At 68.6% G+C, this 16,327-nt stretch carries 18 protein-coding genes; 15 read left to right on the forward strand and 3 right to left on the reverse strand.

The window, feature by feature from the left end; all coding sequences use genetic code 11:
* Positions 1-13 precede the first annotated feature (13 nt).
* On the forward strand, positions 14-895 hold the full coding sequence (locus ACJ4V0_RS06670) for a LysR family transcriptional regulator (protein WP_448298776.1): 882 nt from the start codon (positions 14-16) through the stop codon (positions 893-895).
* Between the two features lie 12 nt (positions 896-907).
* Here ACJ4V0_RS06670 and ACJ4V0_RS06675 read toward each other — a convergent pair whose 3' ends face one another.
* Positions 908-1,339 carry a DUF2948 family protein gene (locus tag ACJ4V0_RS06675; RefSeq protein WP_448298777.1) on the reverse strand — a complete coding sequence of 144 codons (432 nt, stop codon included), beginning with the start codon at positions 1,337-1,339 and terminating at the stop codon, positions 908-910.
* Positions 1,340-1,458: 119 nt separating this feature from the next.
* Between ACJ4V0_RS06675 and ACJ4V0_RS06680 the strand changes: the two genes are divergently transcribed.
* The 9 genes from ACJ4V0_RS06680 (at position 1,459) to ACJ4V0_RS06720 (ending at position 11,298) form a co-directional block, all read left to right on the forward strand.
* Complete coding sequence (locus tag ACJ4V0_RS06680; RefSeq protein ID WP_448298778.1) at positions 1,459-2,076, forward strand: ribonuclease D; 618 nt, start codon at positions 1,459-1,461, stop codon at positions 2,074-2,076.
* 143 nt (positions 2,077-2,219) lie between these two features.
* On the forward strand, positions 2,220-2,957 hold the full coding sequence (gene lptC, locus ACJ4V0_RS06685; RefSeq protein WP_448298779.1) for an LPS export ABC transporter periplasmic protein LptC: 738 nt from the start codon (positions 2,220-2,222) through the stop codon (positions 2,955-2,957).
* Between the two features lie 14 nt (positions 2,958-2,971).
* A complete protein-coding gene (locus ACJ4V0_RS06690) occupies positions 2,972-3,652 on the forward strand; it encodes an LptA/OstA family protein (protein WP_448298780.1) in 681 nt (226 codons plus the stop codon).
* 103 nt (positions 3,653-3,755) lie between these two features.
* Positions 3,756-4,556, forward strand: a complete 801-nt coding sequence (gene lptB, locus ACJ4V0_RS06695; RefSeq protein ID WP_448298944.1) for an LPS export ABC transporter ATP-binding protein — start codon at positions 3,756-3,758, stop codon at positions 4,554-4,556.
* Between the two features lie 127 nt (positions 4,557-4,683).
* On the forward strand, positions 4,684-6,216 hold the full coding sequence (rpoN, locus tag ACJ4V0_RS06700) for an RNA polymerase factor sigma-54 (RefSeq protein WP_448298781.1): 1,533 nt from the start codon (positions 4,684-4,686) through the stop codon (positions 6,214-6,216).
* 187 nt (positions 6,217-6,403) lie between these two features.
* Entirely contained in the window at positions 6,404-7,258 is an 855-nt protein-coding gene (cysE, locus tag ACJ4V0_RS06705) for a serine O-acetyltransferase (protein WP_448298782.1), read from the forward strand.
* 138 nt (positions 7,259-7,396) lie between these two features.
* Positions 7,397-7,918: a hypothetical protein gene (locus ACJ4V0_RS06710; RefSeq protein ID WP_448298783.1), complete on the forward strand. Its 522-nt coding sequence runs from the start codon at positions 7,397-7,399 to the stop codon at positions 7,916-7,918.
* 236 nt (positions 7,919-8,154) lie between these two features.
* On the forward strand, positions 8,155-9,717 hold the full coding sequence (locus ACJ4V0_RS06715) for a long-chain-fatty-acid--CoA ligase (protein ID WP_448298784.1): 1,563 nt from the start codon (positions 8,155-8,157) through the stop codon (positions 9,715-9,717).
* Positions 9,718-9,747: 30 nt separating this feature from the next.
* Positions 9,748-11,298, forward strand: a complete 1,551-nt coding sequence (locus ACJ4V0_RS06720; protein ID WP_448298785.1) for an acyl-CoA synthetase — start codon at positions 9,748-9,750, stop codon at positions 11,296-11,298.
* A 115-nt stretch (positions 11,299-11,413) separates the two neighbouring features.
* Here ACJ4V0_RS06720 and gluQRS read toward each other — a convergent pair whose 3' ends face one another.
* The gene (gene gluQRS, locus ACJ4V0_RS06725; RefSeq protein WP_448298786.1) at positions 11,414-12,313 is read right to left on the reverse strand and encodes a tRNA glutamyl-Q(34) synthetase GluQRS; all 900 of its coding nucleotides are present in this window, start codon (positions 12,311-12,313) and stop codon (positions 11,414-11,416) included.
* 78 nt (positions 12,314-12,391) lie between these two features.
* Here gluQRS and ACJ4V0_RS06730 point away from each other — a divergent pair, with 78 nt between their 5' ends.
* Both ACJ4V0_RS06730 and ACJ4V0_RS06735 read left to right on the forward strand, forming a co-directional pair.
* Positions 12,392-13,009 (forward strand): DNA-3-methyladenine glycosylase family protein, encoded by a 618-nt coding sequence (locus ACJ4V0_RS06730; protein ID WP_448298787.1) that lies wholly within the window; start codon positions 12,392-12,394, stop codon positions 13,007-13,009.
* Positions 13,010-13,147: 138 nt separating this feature from the next.
* Entirely contained in the window at positions 13,148-13,711 is a 564-nt protein-coding gene (locus ACJ4V0_RS06735) for an HNH endonuclease (protein ID WP_448298945.1), read from the forward strand.
* 3 nt (positions 13,712-13,714) lie between these two features.
* Here the strand turns inward: ACJ4V0_RS06735 and ACJ4V0_RS06740 are convergent, their stop codons facing one another.
* On the reverse strand, positions 13,715-14,239 hold the full coding sequence (locus ACJ4V0_RS06740; RefSeq protein WP_448298788.1) for a disulfide bond formation protein B: 525 nt from the start codon (positions 14,237-14,239) through the stop codon (positions 13,715-13,717).
* Positions 14,240-14,338: 99 nt separating this feature from the next.
* Between ACJ4V0_RS06740 and pgsA the strand changes: the two genes are divergently transcribed.
* Genes pgsA through ACJ4V0_RS06755 form a run of 3 tightly spaced genes read left to right on the forward strand, consistent with a single transcriptional unit; the run spans position 14,339 to position 16,325 of the window.
* Positions 14,339-14,962 carry a CDP-diacylglycerol--glycerol-3-phosphate 3-phosphatidyltransferase gene (gene pgsA, locus ACJ4V0_RS06745; RefSeq protein WP_448298789.1) on the forward strand — a complete coding sequence of 208 codons (624 nt, stop codon included), beginning with the start codon at positions 14,339-14,341 and terminating at the stop codon, positions 14,960-14,962.
* Positions 14,959-15,210: a molybdopterin converting factor subunit 1 gene (gene moaD / locus ACJ4V0_RS06750; protein ID WP_448298790.1), complete on the forward strand. Its 252-nt coding sequence runs from the start codon at positions 14,959-14,961 to the stop codon at positions 15,208-15,210. Before pgsA ends, moaD begins: the two co-directional genes overlap by 4 nt.
* 8 nt (positions 15,211-15,218) lie before the next feature.
* A complete protein-coding gene (locus tag ACJ4V0_RS06755; RefSeq protein WP_448298791.1) occupies positions 15,219-16,325 on the forward strand; it encodes an MBL fold metallo-hydrolase in 1,107 nt (368 codons plus the stop codon).
* Positions 16,326-16,327: the final 2 nt, after the last annotated feature.

Below are 16,327 nucleotides of genomic sequence, written 5' to 3' on the forward strand. Positions count from 1 at the left end.
GATTGCGGCTCACATGGTGGACTTCAAGGCTCTGGAGACGCTGGTCTGGGTGGCGACCCTGAGGAGCTTCCACCGCGCCGCGGTGAAGCTCAACACCACCCAGCCAGCCGTCTCCCAGCGCATCGCCCAGCTCGAGACGGAGATCGGCCAGCGCCTGCTGGTGCGCGAGAAGCGCACGGTGGTGCCGACGGATGCCGGCCGGCAGGTGCTGGACTATGCCGAGCGTCTGCTGAAACTGCGCGCCGAGATGCTGCATGTCGTGGCGGACAGGGCGGCGATCCGCGGCACCCTTCGCCTCGGCGTCGCCGAGACCATCGTCCACACCTGGCTGCCGCGTTTCGTCGAACGCATGGCCAAGGCCTATCCCGGGCTGGCGCTGGAGATCGAGGTCGACATCACGCCCAACCTCCGGGACCGGCTGATGGCGCAGGAACTGGATCTCGTCTTTGCGCTTGGCGCCTTCGCGGCCATCCAGTTGAAGAACCTGCCGCTCAGCACCTACCGCATGGCCTTCCTCGCCGGACCGGGGCTCGACCTGCCGCAGCCGGTCGGGCTCGACGTGCTGGCAGCCCATCCGATCATGACCTTCTCGCGCAACACGCGGCCCTACCTGCTGATGCGCGAGCTGTTCTCCGCGCCGGGACTGCCGCCGGTCCGCATCCACGCCTCATCGTCGATGGCGACGATCCTCCGCATGGCCGAGGACGGGTTGGGGATCGCCGCCGTGCCGGAGGCGATCGCCGGACCCGAACTCGCCGCCGGGCGGCTGCGCACCCTGCGCACGACGGTGCCGCTGCCCGAGCTCGACTTCTTCGCCTCGTGGCGCATCACGCCCGAGGCGGCAACGGTGGAGGCAGTCGCCACCATCGCGGCGGAGGTGGCTGGCAGCGCCTGACGGCGGCCGTGATCAGTCGTGCTTCGGCGTCGTGCCGGCGGCCCACATCGGACCGAGATCGTCCATGGCCGCCTCGATGCATTCGACGGTGAGGCGCAGCGCGCCGCCGCCGGCAAAGACGAGCTCCAGCGTCCCCCCGGGCGCCTCCGGCCCCTCAGGTTCGAAATGGAGCGCCAGGAGCTCGAGAACGGTGTCCTCGCTCTTCGGGACGCCGCGCGCCTTCACCGCCGTGACGCGCTCCACCCTGAGGCCGGTGCGGCGGCGCTGGCAGGCGCCCTCCTCCACCGCGGTCCAGTCGAAGCGGTTGCAGACGAGGGCGAGGCGCCGCTCACGGGCGAGAAAGGCGATGTCGCTCGCGCGCAGCACCGCATCCTGCAGATGGGCCGAGAGGATGGCGAGATCCTCGGCGTCGAAGGCGTAGAGTTTCAAGGGTGTCGCGGTCATTGGATTTCTCGAGCCTGTCGGCCTATAGGACCCGATGCTGGCCCATGTCCATGAGCCTGCTCAAGTCCTGTCGCCGGACGGGCCTTGGCCCGACCCCGTCCCGCTCTCCGAGGCCCTCCATGACCATCCGTTCGCATGTCGGCGACCTTCCCGATCTCAGCCACTACCAGGTCGGCGTCGTCGCCATCGACACGGAGACGCTGGGCCTCATCCCGCAACGCGACCGGCTATGCGTCGTCCAGCTCTCCCCCGGCGACGGCACCGCCGACGTGGTGCAGATCCGTCCCGGGCAGGCCGCGCCGCCCAACCTCTGCGCCCTCCTGACCGATCCCAAGGTCATCAAGCTGTTCCACTTCGCCCGTTTCGACGTGGCGGTGCTGAAACACGCCTTCGGGGTCGTGACCAGCCCCATCTACTGCACCAAGATCGCGTCCAAGCTGGTGCGCACCTACACCGACCGGCACGGCCTGAAGGACCTGTCGCGCGAGCTGCTCGGCGTCGACATGTCGAAGGTCCAGCAGAGCTCCGATTGGGCGGCCGAGACGCTGACGCCGGCGCAGCTCGACTACGCCGCCTCCGACGTTCTCCACCTGCACACCCTCAAGGACAGGCTCGACATGATGCTGGCGCGCGAGAAACGCACCGCGCTCGCCGCCGCCTGCTTCGCCTTCCTGCCGACGCGGGCCGAGCTCGATCTCGCGGGATGGCCGGAAACCGACATCTTCGCCCACTCCTGAACGGGGTCGCCGCGGCCAGTACGCTGCTGCCACGCGGCGGCGCTTTGCACTCGCCTTGGTCGAGCCATAGATTAGTGATGAATGCCCGACGTCCACCCGGTTGGCGGGAACGGGCGATCGCCGAGGGGCAGACGGCAGGAACCATGGCAGCACGCCGCGTCGAGGACATGGGCGGACCCGCCGGCGGCGGGATCGGCGACGATAGCGCCCGCCGGGACCACCGCGAGGCCGCCTTCAAGGCTGCCTACCGCCATTCCCGGCGCGTCCGCCGGCTGCGGGTTCTGGTGCCGGTGCTGGCCGTCTTCACCTTCTCCTCGGTGGTGTTCATCTCCTGGTGGGACCCCCTGAAGGCCCTCAACCTGCCGATCTCCATCGGATCCCTGTCCATGTCGGGCTCGAAGGTGACCATGGAGGCGCCGCGGCTGACCGGCTACACGAGCGACAACCGCTTCTACCGGGTCTCGGCGACCCGCGCCGAGCACGACATCGTGCAGTCCCACATCGTCGCCCTGTCGGCGATCGACGCCGAGATGCAGATGGAGGGAGGCGGCACGGCCCGCGTCGTCTCCTCGGCCGGTGTCCTCGACACCAAGACCGGCCGCGTCGAGCTGAACCAGGACGTGGGGGTGACGACATCGGACGGCCAGTCGGGTCGCCTCGGCCATGCCCTGGTCGATACCCGCGCCGGCACCATCGCCTCCAACGGTCCCGTGAGCCTCGCCTCTCCGCGCGGCGAACTGTTCTCCGAGCGCATGCAGATTAGTGACAACGGCAAGGTGATCGTGCTTGAAGGCAAGGTGCGTGGTAACTTCATGCCCGAGCCTCCCGACCCGACGATCACAGACCTTTCGGCGCCGTCCCCCGGGTCCGCGCCCCGATGACCCGGAGACCCCCCATGACGCCGGCCCTTTCCGCCGCGTTTCCGACGCTGAAGCAGGTGCTCGCCGCCGCGGCGCTCACCGCAGGCCTCCTGTCCGCGGGCGGCGCGCTCGCCCAGCAGGCCGGCAGCCCCTTCGTCGGCTTCACGCAGAATCGCAGCGAGCCGATCAACTTCGAGGCTGACCGGGCCGAGGTCTTCGACAACGAGAAGCGCGCCGTGCTCTCCGGCAACGTGCGCATCCAGCAGGGCGAATCGACATTGCAGACGGCGCGCCTCGTGATCTTCTACGAGGGCAGCGCGGCCGCGTCGGCCGGCCGGCCCGCCACCACCACACCACGCCAGGGCGGGGCCGCCGCCGCCTCGCCGACCCAGAACGTGCGCCGCTTCGAAATGCAAGGCGGTGTCGTCGTCCGTTCCAAGAACCAGACGGCGACCGCCGAGCGCGGCTCCTTCGACGCCCGCCGGAACGAGGCCATCATGGAGGGCAACGTTACCCTGACCCAGTGCGAGAACGTTCTGCGCGGGGCGCGCCTGCATGCCGATCTCACCGCCAACCGCGTGCGCCTCGACGCTGCCCCCTCGGGCGGCCGCGTCTCCGGCATTCTGCAGGGCGGCGGCGGCAATGCGCCCGGCGGCGGCGTCAACAATCCCGACTGCACGCCGGCACGCCCGGCCCAGCGCGGACCCCGCGGATAGGATCACGACCTCAGTGTCCGTCATCGATCGCGTCTCCGGTCTTCTGGGACGGAAGCCGGCCCCGGAGCCGGTTGCCGCCGATCCCGACTGGCTGGTGAAGGAAATGGCCGCCCAGGTGGCCGAGCTCGACCGTCCGCCACCGGCGCCCGTCGCGCAGGAACAGCACGAGCCGCGCTCGGGCGACGGCGTCCTGTCGGTCCATGGCGTGTGGAAGAGCTACAAGGGCCGCGCCGTGGTGCGCGGGGTGAGCCTCGACCTCAGGCGTGGCGAGGCCGTCGGCCTGCTCGGCCCCAACGGCGCCGGCAAGACCACCGTCTTCTACATGATCACCGGGCTGGTGGAGGCCGACAAGGGCCATATCGAACTCGACGGCCACGACATCACCGCGCTTCCCATGTACCGGCGCGCCCGCCTCGGCATCGGCTACCTGCCGCAGGAGGCCTCGATCTTTCGCGGCCTCAATGTCGAGGACAATATCCGCGCCGTGCTGGAGGTCACCGAGAGAGACAAGGCCAAGCGCGAGCGCGACCTCGACGAACTGCTCGAGGAGTTCTCCATCACCCGGCTGCGCAAGAGCCCGGCCATCGCACTGTCGGGCGGCGAGCGGCGGCGCCTGGAGATCGCCCGTGCGCTGGCGACGCGGCCGTCCTTCATGCTGCTCGACGAACCCTTCGCCGGCATCGACCCTATCGCGGTAGGCGACATCCAGAACCTTGTCCGCCACCTGAAGGAGCGCGGCATCGGCGTACTCATCACCGACCACAATGTGCGCGAGACGCTCGGCCTCATCGACCGCGCCTACATCATCCATTCCGGGCAGGTTCTGATGGAGGGCACGCCGAACGAGATCGTCTCGAACCCCGATGTGCGGCGGCTCTATCTCGGCGAGGAATTCCGCCTCTGACGCTGCGGCAGGCGGCCGCGGCCACCTTTAACCCCTCAGTCATTGGAATCATGGCATGAACCTTGCTGTTCGCGCCGTCGGCCTTCTATGATGCGGCGCAAGATACCCGAGGGATGCGCCTGAACCGATGGCCCTGTCCGCCAGACTAGAGCTCCGCGTCGGCCAGTCGCTGGTGATGACGCCCCAGCTCATGCAGGCCATCAAGCTCCTGCAGCTGTCGAATCTCGACCTCGTGGCCTATGTCGAGCAGGAGCTGGAGAAGAACCCGCTGCTGGAGCGCGCCGATGCGCCCGAGCCTGCCGTCGAGGGCGAGGCGCCCGAGGCTCCGGCCGCCGCCGACCCGGGCGATGCGCAGGCCGGGGACTGGCTCGGCGACGACATGGGCAACAGCCGCACCGACATCGAGGAGCGCCTCGGCACCGACCTTGAGAACGTCTTCCCCGACGACAAGGGGCCGGAAACCCGGCACGCGGACGCCGCCTCCGACCCGATGACCTCGTCCTGGTCGAATGTCGGCTCGGGCGGCAGCGACAACGAGGACTACAATCTCGAGGCCTTCGTCTCGGCCGACCTGTCGCTGGCCGACCACCTCTCCAACCAGCTCACCCTCGCGGTCGAGACCCTGGCGGACCGCCTGATCGGGCAGATGCTGATCGATGCGGTGGACGATGCCGGCTATCTCACCGTCACCGTCGAGGAGGTCGCCGACAGGCTGGGCGCCGAGATCGAGGACGTCACCAGCGTGCTTGAGGTGATCCAGAGCTTCGAGCCCTCCGGCGTCGCGGCGCGCAACCTCGCCGAATGCCTGTCGATCCAGTTGCGCGACAAGGATCGGTTCGACCCCGCCATGCAGGCGCTGGTCGCCCATCTCGATCTGCTCGGCAAGCGCGACTATCCGGCGCTGAAGAAGGTCTGCGGCGTCGACGACGAGGACCTCGCCGACATGGTGGCGGAGATCCGCCGTCTCAACCCGAAGCCAGGCCTCGCCTTCGGCTTCGCGCCCGTCCAGCCGCTGGTGCCGGACGTCATGGTGCGCGCCGGCCCGGACGGCGGCTGGATCGTCGAGCTGAACAGCGAGACCCTGCCGAAGGTGCTGGTCAACCAGAGCTATTACGCGCGGGTGTCGAAGACGACGAAGAAGGACACGGAGAAGACCTTTCTCGCCGACGCGCTGCAGACGGCGACCTGGCTCGCCCGCGCCCTCGACCAGCGCGCGCGCACCATCCTGAAGGTGGCGACCGAGATCGTCCGCCAGCAGGACGCCTTCTTCGCTCTCGGCGTGCAGTATCTGAGGCCGCTGAACCTCAAGACCATCGCCGACGCCATCGGCATGCACGAATCCACCGTTTCGCGCGTCACCTCCAACAAGTCGATCGCCACCAGCCGCGGCATCTTCGAGATGAAGTATTTCTTCACCTCGTCGATCGCCAACTCGGAAGTCGGCGGCGAGAGCCACTCGGCCGAGGCCGTCCGCTACCGCATCAAGCAGATGATCGACGCCGAGACGCCGGACGACGTGCTGTCCGACGACGCCATCATGGACAAGCTCAAGGAGGCGGGCATCGACATCGCCCGCCGGACGGTCGCCAAGTACCGAGAGGCGCTCCGGATCCCCTCCTCGGTGCAACGCCGACGCGAGAAGCAGGCCATGGCGGTGTGAGCGAGCCGACGGACTGGTGCGCCGTCTCACCGGAGCGAAATTCTCTGGCCGCGGGCCACCACAGCAACGGCGTTCTCCCCTCGGCGGGCACGGCAGACGAGAATTCTATCCCGCCGAATTGACTTGAATCGCGGACAGACAGGGGCCTTATTCCCCGTCACCCCACCCTGCGGAGGATAAGTCCGTCATGGTCAAGCCCCAGACAGCCGGAACCATCATCCCGCTGCCGTCCGACACCGCCGATCTCGCCTGGCATCGCCTGCGCAGCGAGGCCAACGCCATGGCCTCGACCAGTCCGGAACTGGCGACGCTGGTGCTGCGCACGATCGGCCGCGCTTCGTCCTTCGAGGACGCGGTGGCGCGACGCATCTCGGCCCGGCTCGCCACCGGCGACGTCCCTGCCGACGTGCTGCACGACGCCTTCGCCGAGGCGCTGGAGTCATCCCCTTCCATCGCCGCCGCCATGCGCGCCGACGCCGCGGCCGTAGTGGACCGCGACCCGGCCGCCGACCGCCTGATCGAGCCTGTGCTGTTCTTCAAGGGCTTCCACGCCATCCAGACGCATCGCATCGCCCACTGGCTGCTCGGCCGGGGACGCAGCGATTTCGCGCTCTACCTGCAGAGCCGTTCCTCGGAGGTCTTCCAGACCGACATCAATCCGGCCGTGTCCATGGGCAAGGGCGTGTTTCTTGACCATGCCACCGGCCTCGTTGTCGGCGAGACCGCCGTGATCGAGGACGACGTGTCGATCCTGCAGGGCGTGACCCTGGGCGGCACCGGCAAGGAGGCTGGCGACCGCCATCCGAAGGTGCGCCGCGGGGTCCTGATCGGTGCGGGGGCCAAGATCCTCGGCAACATCGAGATCGGTCGATGCGCCCGCGTTGCCGCAGGGTCGGTGGTGCTCCACCCCGTCGCGCCGAACACGACGGTTGCCGGCGTTCCGGCCAAGCCGGTCGGCACGGCCGGCTGCGCCGAGCCGTCGCGGTCCATGGACCAGATCCTGGCGCAGGAGGCGGTGGCGGCCTTCAGCTACGAGATCTGAGCGGGCGGTTGCATGCGCGCCATCGCCGCTGCGACACAGGCTCGCAGCACGGATCGCCGCGCCATCTGGCGCGTTATCTTCCCGGTATAGCTCCGGACCGCTCCACGGACCGGCGCTCATCGAGGAGAGTTGCACGCCATGACGCTGCCGATCAAAGCCGAAGCCCAACTGATGAAGCATGACGAAATCGACATGCTCGCGCCGACGCACCATCCCGCCATCCTCGACGCGGACGACAAGGCGCTCGGGGATATTCGGGTGCGCATTCGCGACATGCTGGCAAAGGAGCGTGGCTTCGTCCGCAGCATGCGGCGCAGCATCCGCGGCAAGGCCGATGCGCGCGGCGGCAGCTTTCCCGGCAATGTCGACAAGCCGGCGCGCCGCAAGCAGGTCCTCGCCAGCGCGCTGAAGCGACTCAACAAGGAGTTGTCGCGCCGAAGCGCCATCGAGGCGCGAGAAACCATGAAGACCTCTGCGCAGCGCGCTCTCGCTATGAAGGCCGAGGCCGGCGGCGATACCCGACCCTCGGGTCGCAGCGCCGGCAAGGGCATGCGGCCGATCGAAAACGCCAAGCGCCAGACCCGCGTCAACCGCGCCAAGGTCGGCAGCGTGTCGCAGCAGACAAAGAACGCCCAGGCTGCGCGGGACAATCGCGGCTGACCCTCTGGACGAACATCGTTGCCGACCAGCGCCCGGACATGAGGTCCGGGCGCGCCGTTGCTGTCCCGGCCTATCCCCCAGCCCTCCGTCATCCGTCCCGCTTGCGGAACATCATTTCATTGTGAGAAACATCGCTTCATGAAGTGATGACAGCCGGCGGCAAGTCCGGCGCGGATCAGGGCAGGCGGCATGACGAGGACGGCACGGCATCGCGGCGACGTGCGGGGACGCAGGCCATGACGATGCAGCTCACCCTCGCGGTGCATCGTGCGCGCCGCTTGTTCCCCGCCAAAACGGCCGTGGTCTTCGCGGAGCGGCGCTGGACGTGGACCGATTTCGCCGACCGCGTGGCGCGCCTCGCCGGCGTGCTGCAGGGCCTCGGCGTCGGCCCCGGCGACCGTGTCGCCATGCTCTCGCATTCCTCCGACCGCTATCTCGAGTTCTTCTTCGCCACCTTGTGGGCCGGCGGCATCGCAGTGCCGGTCTCGACCCGCTATGCCCTGCCCGAGACGGCCTTCCTGATGCAGGACTGCGGCGCCAGGGTGCTGCTGGTCGGCGACGATTTCGTCGACATGGCGGAGGCGCTGCGACCGCGATGCCCGGATCTGAAGCACGTCATCTTCGCCGGCGAGGGACCGCTGCCGGCCGGCATGATCGCCTATGAGGCAGCGCTGGGCGCTCAGGGGCCCGTCGAGGACGCCCGCCGCAACGGCGACGATGTCGCAGTCCTCTTCTACACCGGGGGCACGACAGGGCGCTCCAAGGGTGTCATGCTCACCCACATCAACTGCATGTCGAACTCGTTCGGCGGCATGGTGCATACCAGGCTCGGCAGCAATCTCGTCGGCCTGCACGCCGGCCCGCTCTATCACGCCGCCGCCGGCTCGCGCGTCTTCACCAACACGTTGCTCGGCGCCACCCACGTGGTCATTCCGCGCTTCACGGTGAAGGGCGTGCTGGAAGCGATCCAGGAGCACCGCATCACCTTCACGTCCATGGTGCCGACCATGATGACGATGATCCTCAACGAGCCCGACCTCGACGCCTACGACCTCTCCTCGCTGGAGATGATCGGCTATGGCGGCGCGCCCATGCCGGTGGCGACGCTGGAGGCCCTCATGAAGCGGCTGCCGAAGGTGCGCTTCGCCCAGGCCTACGGCATGACGGAACTGTCGCCGGCCTGCACCTATCTGGAGCCCGACGACCACACGCTCGACCCCGCGACGATCCATCGCCTGGCATCCGGCGGGCGGGCCATCGTCGGCTGCGACCTGCGCGTCGTCGATCCGGACGACCGCGACGTGCCAGTCGGCGCGATCGGCGAGATCATCGTCGCCGGCCCGACCGTGATGAAGGGCTACTGGAACCAACCGGAGCTGACGGCGGAGGCGCTGCGCGGCGGCTACATGCACACGGGCGACGCCGGCTATCTCGACGCCGACGGCTATGTCTATGTCTCCGACCGCATCAAGGACATGATCGTCACCGGCGGCGAGAACGTCTATTCGATCGAGGTCGAGAACGCCGTCCTCACCCATCCCGCTATTCGCGAATGCGCGGTGATCGGGGTGCCGCATCCGCTCTGGGGCGAGGCGGTCCATGCCGTCGTCACCTTCAAGGCCGGACAGAGCGCCACCACCGAAGCGATCATCGCCCACTGCAGGACGCGCATCGCCGGCTTCAAATGCCCGCAGACCATCGAGGTGCGCGAGGCCATGCCGCTGTCGCAGGCGAACAAGATCCTCAAGACGGAACTGAGGCGTCCCCACTGGGAGGGACGGGCGCGGGCGGTCAACTGATCGCACGGGCAGGACACGGGGGTGGCGGCGATGGCTCACGGTTCGGACGGCACGTCGCGCGGTATCGTCAGCGGCGCGCGCCAGCGCGATCCCGAAGCCATCGATGCGCGCGTTCGGCGCATGGCCGGCGGGTTCGACCGGCTCGGCGTCGGTCCCGGTGACTGCGTCGCCATCCTCATGCGCAACGACATCACCTTCCTCGAGGCGACCTATGCCGCGGCCATGCTTGGCGCCTATGCGGTGCCGGTGAACTGGCACCTGAAGCCTGACGAGATCCGCTACATTCTCGACGATTGCGAGGCCAAGGTGCTGGTCGGGCACGAGGACCTGCTGCACCCCATGATCGGCCACCTCCCCCAGGGGTTGGCCGTCTTCTCGGCGCCGGCTCCTCCCGAGGTCGCAGCGCATTTCCCGCAGCCTGCAACACCGCTCGTACAACCGCCCGGAACGCGCGACCTCGACGCCTGGCTTGTCCGCGAAGCGCCTTTCGAGGGTCCCGGGCGGCCCGCCCCGATGAGCATGATCTACACCTCCGGCACGACCGGAAAGCCGAAGGGGGTCAGGCGCAGCGCCCCTTCGCCGGAGGAGGCGAAGGCGACCGAGGGTCTGCGCGCCCTCGTCTATGGCCTGAAGCCGGGCGTCCGCGCCCTGCTGCCCGGGCCGCTCTACCATTCGGCGCCCAACTCCTTCGGCATCCGCGCCGGCCGGCTCGGCGGCGTGCTGGTGCTGATGCCGCGCTTCGACGCGGAGGAGATGCTGCGGCTGATCGAGGAGCACCGGATCGACACGATCTTCATGGTGCCGACCATGTTCGTGCGGCTGCTGAAACTGCCGGACGAGGTCCGCAGCCGCTATGACCTCTCCTCGCTGCGCTTCGTCATTCACGCCGCCGCCCCCTGTCCGGCGGAGGTGAAGACGGCGATGATCCGCTGGTGGGGACCGGTCATCCACGAGTTCTACGGCGGCACCGAAACCGGCCCCGTGACCTTTGCCAATTCCGAAGATGCGCTGAAGAAGCCCGGCACGGTCGGGCGGTTGTCGCCCGGCGCGGAAATCCGGGTACTGGACGAGGCCGGCAAGGCCCTGCCGCAGGGCGGCATCGGCGAACTCTTCTGCCGCATCGAGGGCTATCCCGACTTCACCTACCACAAGGCGCCGGAGAAGCGCCGCGAGGTCGACCACTCCGGCTTCATCACCTGCGGCGACGTCGGCTATGTCGACGCCGACGGCTATGTGTTCCTCTGCGACCGCAAGCGCGACATGATCATCGCCGGCGGGGTCAACATCTATCCCGCCGAGATCGAGGCGGCGCTGCTGGCGCTTCCCCAGGTGCGCGACTGCGCGGTGTTCGGCATTCCCCATGCCGAGTTCGGCGAGAGCATCATGGCGGTGATCGAGCCGCAGCCCGGGGCCGAGATCGTGCCCGAGGCGCTGAAGGCGGAGCTCGCCACCCGCATCGCCGACTACAAGCTGCCGCGCCACATCGAGATCCGCCACGACCTGCCGCGCGAGGATTCCGGCAAGATCTTCAAGCGTCGCCTGCGCGATCCCTACTGGGCGGCGGCGGGGCGGACGATCTGAGGACGCGACATCGAGCGCTCCTTGTGAAGACGCGTCCTGATTGCGTCATGTCCGGGCTTGCCCGGCATGACGATGTGGTGCGATGCGTGCTCTGGAGGCTTGAGGAATTGGGGGCTCAGAACCCGAGCATGGCCCTGACATCCGCCGGGCTCGACCCTTGCGCCCGCAACGCCCGGAACCCCTCCGCCTGATCGCTCTTCGACAGCTTCCTCCCGTCCGGCCCGAGCACCAGCCGGTGGTGGCGATAGAGCGGCGCAGGCAGTCTGAGCAGATCCTGCAGCAGGCGATGCACGGCGGTGGCCTCGAACAGGTCCTCGCCCCGCACGACGTGGGTGACCTCCTGCAGCGCATCGTCGGTGACGACGGCGAGGTGGTAGCTGGTGCCAAGATCCTTGCGGGCGAGGACCACGTCGCCCCAGCGTTCGGGACGGGCCTCGACCGTCCGCGCCGGATCGCCATTCCCGTCCACTTCGATCCAGGTGAGCGGCCCGCCAAGGCGCGCCATGGCCGCGGCCATGTCCAGCCGCATGGCGTGAGGCTCGCCCGCGGCGATGCGGGAACGGCGCTCGGCCTCCGGCATCAGCCGGCCGTTTCCGGCGTAAAGCGGCGCGCCATCCGGATCGGTCGGCCAGGCCTTGCCTGTTGCCGCCGCCTTCGCCGCGGCCAACGCCTTCAGCTCCATCCGGCTCTCGAAGCTTGGATAGACGAGGCCCATCGCCTCCAGCCGGTCCAGCACGGCGCGATGGCCGCCCAGATACTCGGACTGGCGCCGGTATGGCGTCTCGAACGGCACGCCGAGCCAGCCGAGGTCTTCGATCATCGCCGCCTCGAACCCGGGACGGCAGCGCTCGCGATCGATGTCCTCGATGCGCAGCAGCAGCCGCCCGCCGAGGGCTGCCGCCATCCTCTCGTTCTCCAGCGCGCTATGGGCATGTCCGAGATGCAGCAAACCGTTCGGGCTCGGCGCGAAGCGCAGGACCGTAACGTCCGGTTTCGGATGGTGCATGGCGGCCATGGCTGAGCCTATGGTCGAGGGCGCGGAACGACGCAAGACGGGATGCGGATGCCAATCGAGACCGAACAAGATTTGGAGATGATGCTGGAAGCGCTCGCCGGGCAATGCCCGGTCATGGCGGCGCTTCATGCGGCACTGGGCGTCCCGCCCCTGCGCCGTCGTCCGGCAGGCTTCGAGGGCCTCGTCCACGTGGTCGTCTTCCAGCAGATCTCGACGCTGGCGGCACAGGCGATCTGGGCGCGGACGCGGGAGGTCCTCGGAACCATCACGCCGGAGAGGCTGGCGGCGGCCAGCGACGACGACTATCGCGCCTGCGGCCAGTCCCGTCCCAAGGTCCGCACGCTGCGCGCCGTCGCAATGGCGGTCCTCGACGGCACGCTCGACCTCGACACCCTGCCGATGATGAACGCCGAGGACGCCCATGCGGCCCTGATTGCAGTCAAGGGCATCGGCCCATGGACAGCGGACGTCTATCTCCTCACCTGTCTCGGCCATGGCGACGCCTGGCCGGCCGGCGACATCGCCCTTCAGGCCGCGGCGCAGGATGCCCTCGGCCTTGCCGCACGGCCGGACGCGAAGGCCATGCTCGCCATCGGCGAGCGCTGGCGGCCGCATCGCGCGGGAGCGGCGCGGCTGTTGTGGGCGCATTATGCCAAGCTGCGCGGCCGTGTCGCCGAGCCGGCCACGACCGCGTGACCGGCGTCGTCTTCGGGCTTCACAAGAGCGACACGATCCCCATAGTATCCGTCAGTGCCTGAAATTCGCGGCTCGCGAATCGCCGAGCTGCCCGATCGCAAGGAGTTCGTCTTGACGGTCGCCGTATCACCTGGGGCATTGCCGGTTTCGACCGCAATCTCCCCTGGTTCATGGCCGGCCCTGGTGCTCAACGCGGATTATCGCCCGCTGAGCTATTATCCCCTGTCGCTCTGGTCGTGGCAGGACACCATCAAGGCCGTCTTCCTGGATCGCGTCACAGTCGTCTCGACCTACGAGAAGGCGATTCATTCGCCGAGCTTCGAGATGCGCCTGCCGAGCGTCGTCTCGCTGAAGACCTATGTGAAGCCGTCGCGCAACCCGGCCTTCACCCGGTTCAACGTCTTCCTGCGCGACCGCTTCCGCTGCCAGTATTGCGGCCACGGCGAGGACCTGACCTTCGACCATCTGGTGCCGCGCTCCAAGGGTGGCCAGACCACCTGGGAGAACGTGCTGACGGCCTGCTCGCCCTGCAACCTGCGCAAGGGCTCGAAGACGCTGAGGGAATCGGGCATGCAGCTCGCCCAGCCGCCCTTCGCCCCGTCGGTGCAGGACCTGCACGCCAACGGCCGGCTGTTCCCGCCGAACTACCTGCACCAGAGCTGGATGGACTATCTCTACTGGGATACCGAGCTGGAGCCGTAGGACTCAGGCGCTCTCGCGCTGGCGGCTCGCCGCCGCCAGCGCCACGGCCGCCAGGGCGACCGAGATCAGCACGTTCCAGCCGGCCAGCGACAGGCCGAGAAAGCGCCAGGCGGCCACCGTGCAATCCGCCAGGGGCTTCGCGTTCTGCAGGCTGCGCAGGAGATCGCCGGGGGTCCGCGCGAGGGTCGTCGGCTGGGCGCAGGTCGTCGGGCCCTGCCAGAAGCCCCATTCGGCCCCGGCATGATAGGTGCCGAGACCGGCGCTCCAGATCATCAGACCGGCGAGGGCGACAAGTCCGAGGCGGACGACGGCGCCCGGCCAGCGCCGCCAGGCGGCCAGGGCCACGACGAGCGAGGCCGGGATCAGGATGTAATAGGGCACGCGCTGCTGCAGGCAGAGCGGGCAGGGCGGCAGCCCGACGACGAACTCGAAGAAGAAGGCGCCGAGGATCGTGCCGACCCCCGCCGCCGCCAGGAACAGCGCGCCAGAGAGCCAGGGACGGGATCGGATCGTCGCGACGAGCATCATGCCGACGGTTCTAGCCGCTCACGAGGTTCTGTCCAGAGCGCCGGCAATTCCGCATGGGTTTCGATTGACCCGGCCCGCCCCCTCGTCCATCACAAGACCATGAGTCCGGCTGATCCGATCGCCCGCCCCCGTCGCGGCGGCGCCTACAGCGTTCCGAACCTCCTCACCTACGGGCGGGTCCTCGCCGTGCCCCTCGTGGCGGCCTGCCTGTTCATCCAGGTCATCTATGAAGGCGGCATCTGGCTGCGCTGGGTCGCCCTCGGAATCTTTGTTGCCGCCGCGATCACCGACTATTTCGATGGCTATCTCGCCCGCGCCTGGTCGCAGCACTCGGCCATCGGCCGCATGCTCGACCCCATTGCCGACAAGCTGCTGGTCGGCATCGTGCTGCTGATGCTCGCCGCCGACGGAACCATTCTCGGCTGGTCGTTGTGGGCGGCGATGGTGATCCTCGCCCGCGAGATTCTCGTGTCGGGACTGAGGGAGTTCCTCGCGGAACTGCAGGTCTCGGTGCCGGTGACACAACTCGCCAAGTGGAAGACAGCGGTGCAGCTCGTCGCCGTCGGCTTCCTCATCGCGGGACCTGCGGGCGACCAGATCGTGCCGGGGGTTACGCCGGTCGGCATCGCGCTGCTCTGGTTCGCGGCGATCCTGACGCTCTATACGGGCTACGACTATTTCCGCGCCGGCGCCGGCCACCTCATCGAGGAGGACGAGCGGTGAAGATCCTCTATTTCGCCTGGGTGCGCGAACGGATCGGCCTGTCGTCCGAGGAGATCGACGTCCCGGCCGATGTCGTCACCGTCGCCGACCTCATCGACCACCTGATCGGACGGGGCGAGCACTACGCCCATGCCTTCGACAACCGGACAGTGATCCGCGCGGCGCTCGATCAAGTCCACGTGAAGCCCGACGCCCCGCTCGCCGGCGCCCGCGAGATCGCCTTCTTTCCGCCCATGACCGGCGGCTAGTTGCCGCGATGACAAGACCGGATCTGCCTTCCCCCCGAAAGGTCAGCCGCCGCCGCCTGTTCGGCATCTTCGCCTCGGTGCCGATCATCGGCGGGGCAGGCGGCGCCGCGGCCTACACCAGCCAGCCCTATTATTCCGGGCCGGTCAGCGACCATTTCGATGGCACGCGCTTCTTCGATCCCCATGGCGCGCCGCCAAAGGCCTTCATCGAGCTGCTGCGCTGGCAGTTCGGCGGCGACGAGCGGGCGCGCTGGCCGGACGAGTGGCCGCTCGAGCGCACCGACACGCCACCCGCCCGCGTCGATGGCGACACGCTGCGCGTGTCCTATGTCGGCCATGCCAGCGTCCTCCTGCAGACGCGCGGGCTCAACATCCTTCTCGATCCCGTCTGGTCGGACCGGGTCTCGCCGGTCTCCTTCGCCGGGCCGAAGCGGGTCAACCGCCCCGGCATCGCCTTCGAGGCGCTGCCGAAGATCGACCTCGTCCTCGTCAGTCACGGCCACTACGACCATCTCGACGTCGCGACCCTGTCGCGCCTCCACGCCGTCCACCAGCCGCGGGTCATCACGCCGCTCGGACACGACACCATCATGAAAGCGCACGATCCCGCTATTCGCGCCGAGGCGCATGACTGGGGCGACCGCATCGACATCGGCAACGGCATGGCGGTGCATCTGGCGCCGATGCGGCACTGGACGGCGCGCGGGCTGTTCGACCGCAACAAGGCCCTGTGGGCGGCCTTCGTCATCGAGACCCCGGCCGGGCTCATCTACCATGTCGGCGATACCGGCTATGGCAACGGCCATCATTTCCGCGAGGCGAAGAAGCGCTTCGGCGGGTTTCGCCTGGCCATCCTGCCGATCGGCGCCTACGAGCCGCGCTGGTTCATGCGTGACCAGCACATGAACCCCGAAGAGGCCGTACAGGTGATGATCGACTGCGGCGCCCGGCGCGCCATGGCGCACCACTGGGGAACGGTGCAGCTCACCAACGAGGGCATCGAGGCGCCGCGCATCGCCCTTGCCGCGGCGCTGGCCGAGCGCGGCATCGCGCCGGACCTGTTCCGCGCCATCCGGCCGGGAGAGGTCTGGGAACTGCCCGCGGCGGAAGCCTGATC

The organism is Phreatobacter aquiterrae, from assembly GCF_053471285.1.

Excerpts from the sequence above, each read along its gene's own strand:
- lptC (WP_448298779.1), top strand. The coding sequence starts at position 2,220 with ATGGCAGCACGCCGCGTCGAGGACATGGGCGGACCCGCCGGCGGCGGG.
- gluQRS (WP_448298786.1), bottom strand. The coding sequence starts at position 12,313 with ATGGCCGCCATGCACCATCCGAAACCGGACGTTACGGTCCTGCGCTTC.
- ACJ4V0_RS06720 (WP_448298785.1), top strand. The coding sequence starts at position 9,748 with ATGGCTCACGGTTCGGACGGCACGTCGCGCGGTATCGTCAGCGGCGCG.
- ACJ4V0_RS06755 (WP_448298791.1), top strand. The coding sequence starts at position 15,219 with ATGACAAGACCGGATCTGCCTTCCCCCCGAAAGGTCAGCCGCCGCCGC.
- rpoN (WP_448298781.1), top strand. The coding sequence starts at position 4,684 with ATGGCCCTGTCCGCCAGACTAGAGCTCCGCGTCGGCCAGTCGCTGGTG.
- ACJ4V0_RS06730 (WP_448298787.1), top strand. The coding sequence starts at position 12,392 with ATGATGCTGGAAGCGCTCGCCGGGCAATGCCCGGTCATGGCGGCGCTT.
- lptB (WP_448298944.1), top strand. The coding sequence starts at position 3,756 with ATGGCCGCCCAGGTGGCCGAGCTCGACCGTCCGCCACCGGCGCCCGTC.
- pgsA (WP_448298789.1), top strand. The coding sequence starts at position 14,339 with ATGAGTCCGGCTGATCCGATCGCCCGCCCCCGTCGCGGCGGCGCCTAC.
- ACJ4V0_RS06690 (WP_448298780.1), top strand. The coding sequence starts at position 2,972 with ATGACGCCGGCCCTTTCCGCCGCGTTTCCGACGCTGAAGCAGGTGCTC.
- ACJ4V0_RS06675 (WP_448298777.1), bottom strand. The coding sequence starts at position 1,339 with ATGACCGCGACACCCTTGAAACTCTACGCCTTCGACGCCGAGGATCTC.
- ACJ4V0_RS06710 (WP_448298783.1), top strand. The coding sequence starts at position 7,397 with ATGACGCTGCCGATCAAAGCCGAAGCCCAACTGATGAAGCATGACGAA.
- ACJ4V0_RS06670 (WP_448298776.1), top strand. The coding sequence starts at position 14 with ATGGTGGACTTCAAGGCTCTGGAGACGCTGGTCTGGGTGGCGACCCTG.
- ACJ4V0_RS06740 (WP_448298788.1), bottom strand. The coding sequence starts at position 14,239 with ATGATGCTCGTCGCGACGATCCGATCCCGTCCCTGGCTCTCTGGCGCG.
- cysE (WP_448298782.1), top strand. The coding sequence starts at position 6,404 with ATGGTCAAGCCCCAGACAGCCGGAACCATCATCCCGCTGCCGTCCGAC.
- ACJ4V0_RS06715 (WP_448298784.1), top strand. The coding sequence starts at position 8,155 with ATGACGATGCAGCTCACCCTCGCGGTGCATCGTGCGCGCCGCTTGTTC.
- ACJ4V0_RS06680 (WP_448298778.1), top strand. The coding sequence starts at position 1,459 with ATGACCATCCGTTCGCATGTCGGCGACCTTCCCGATCTCAGCCACTAC.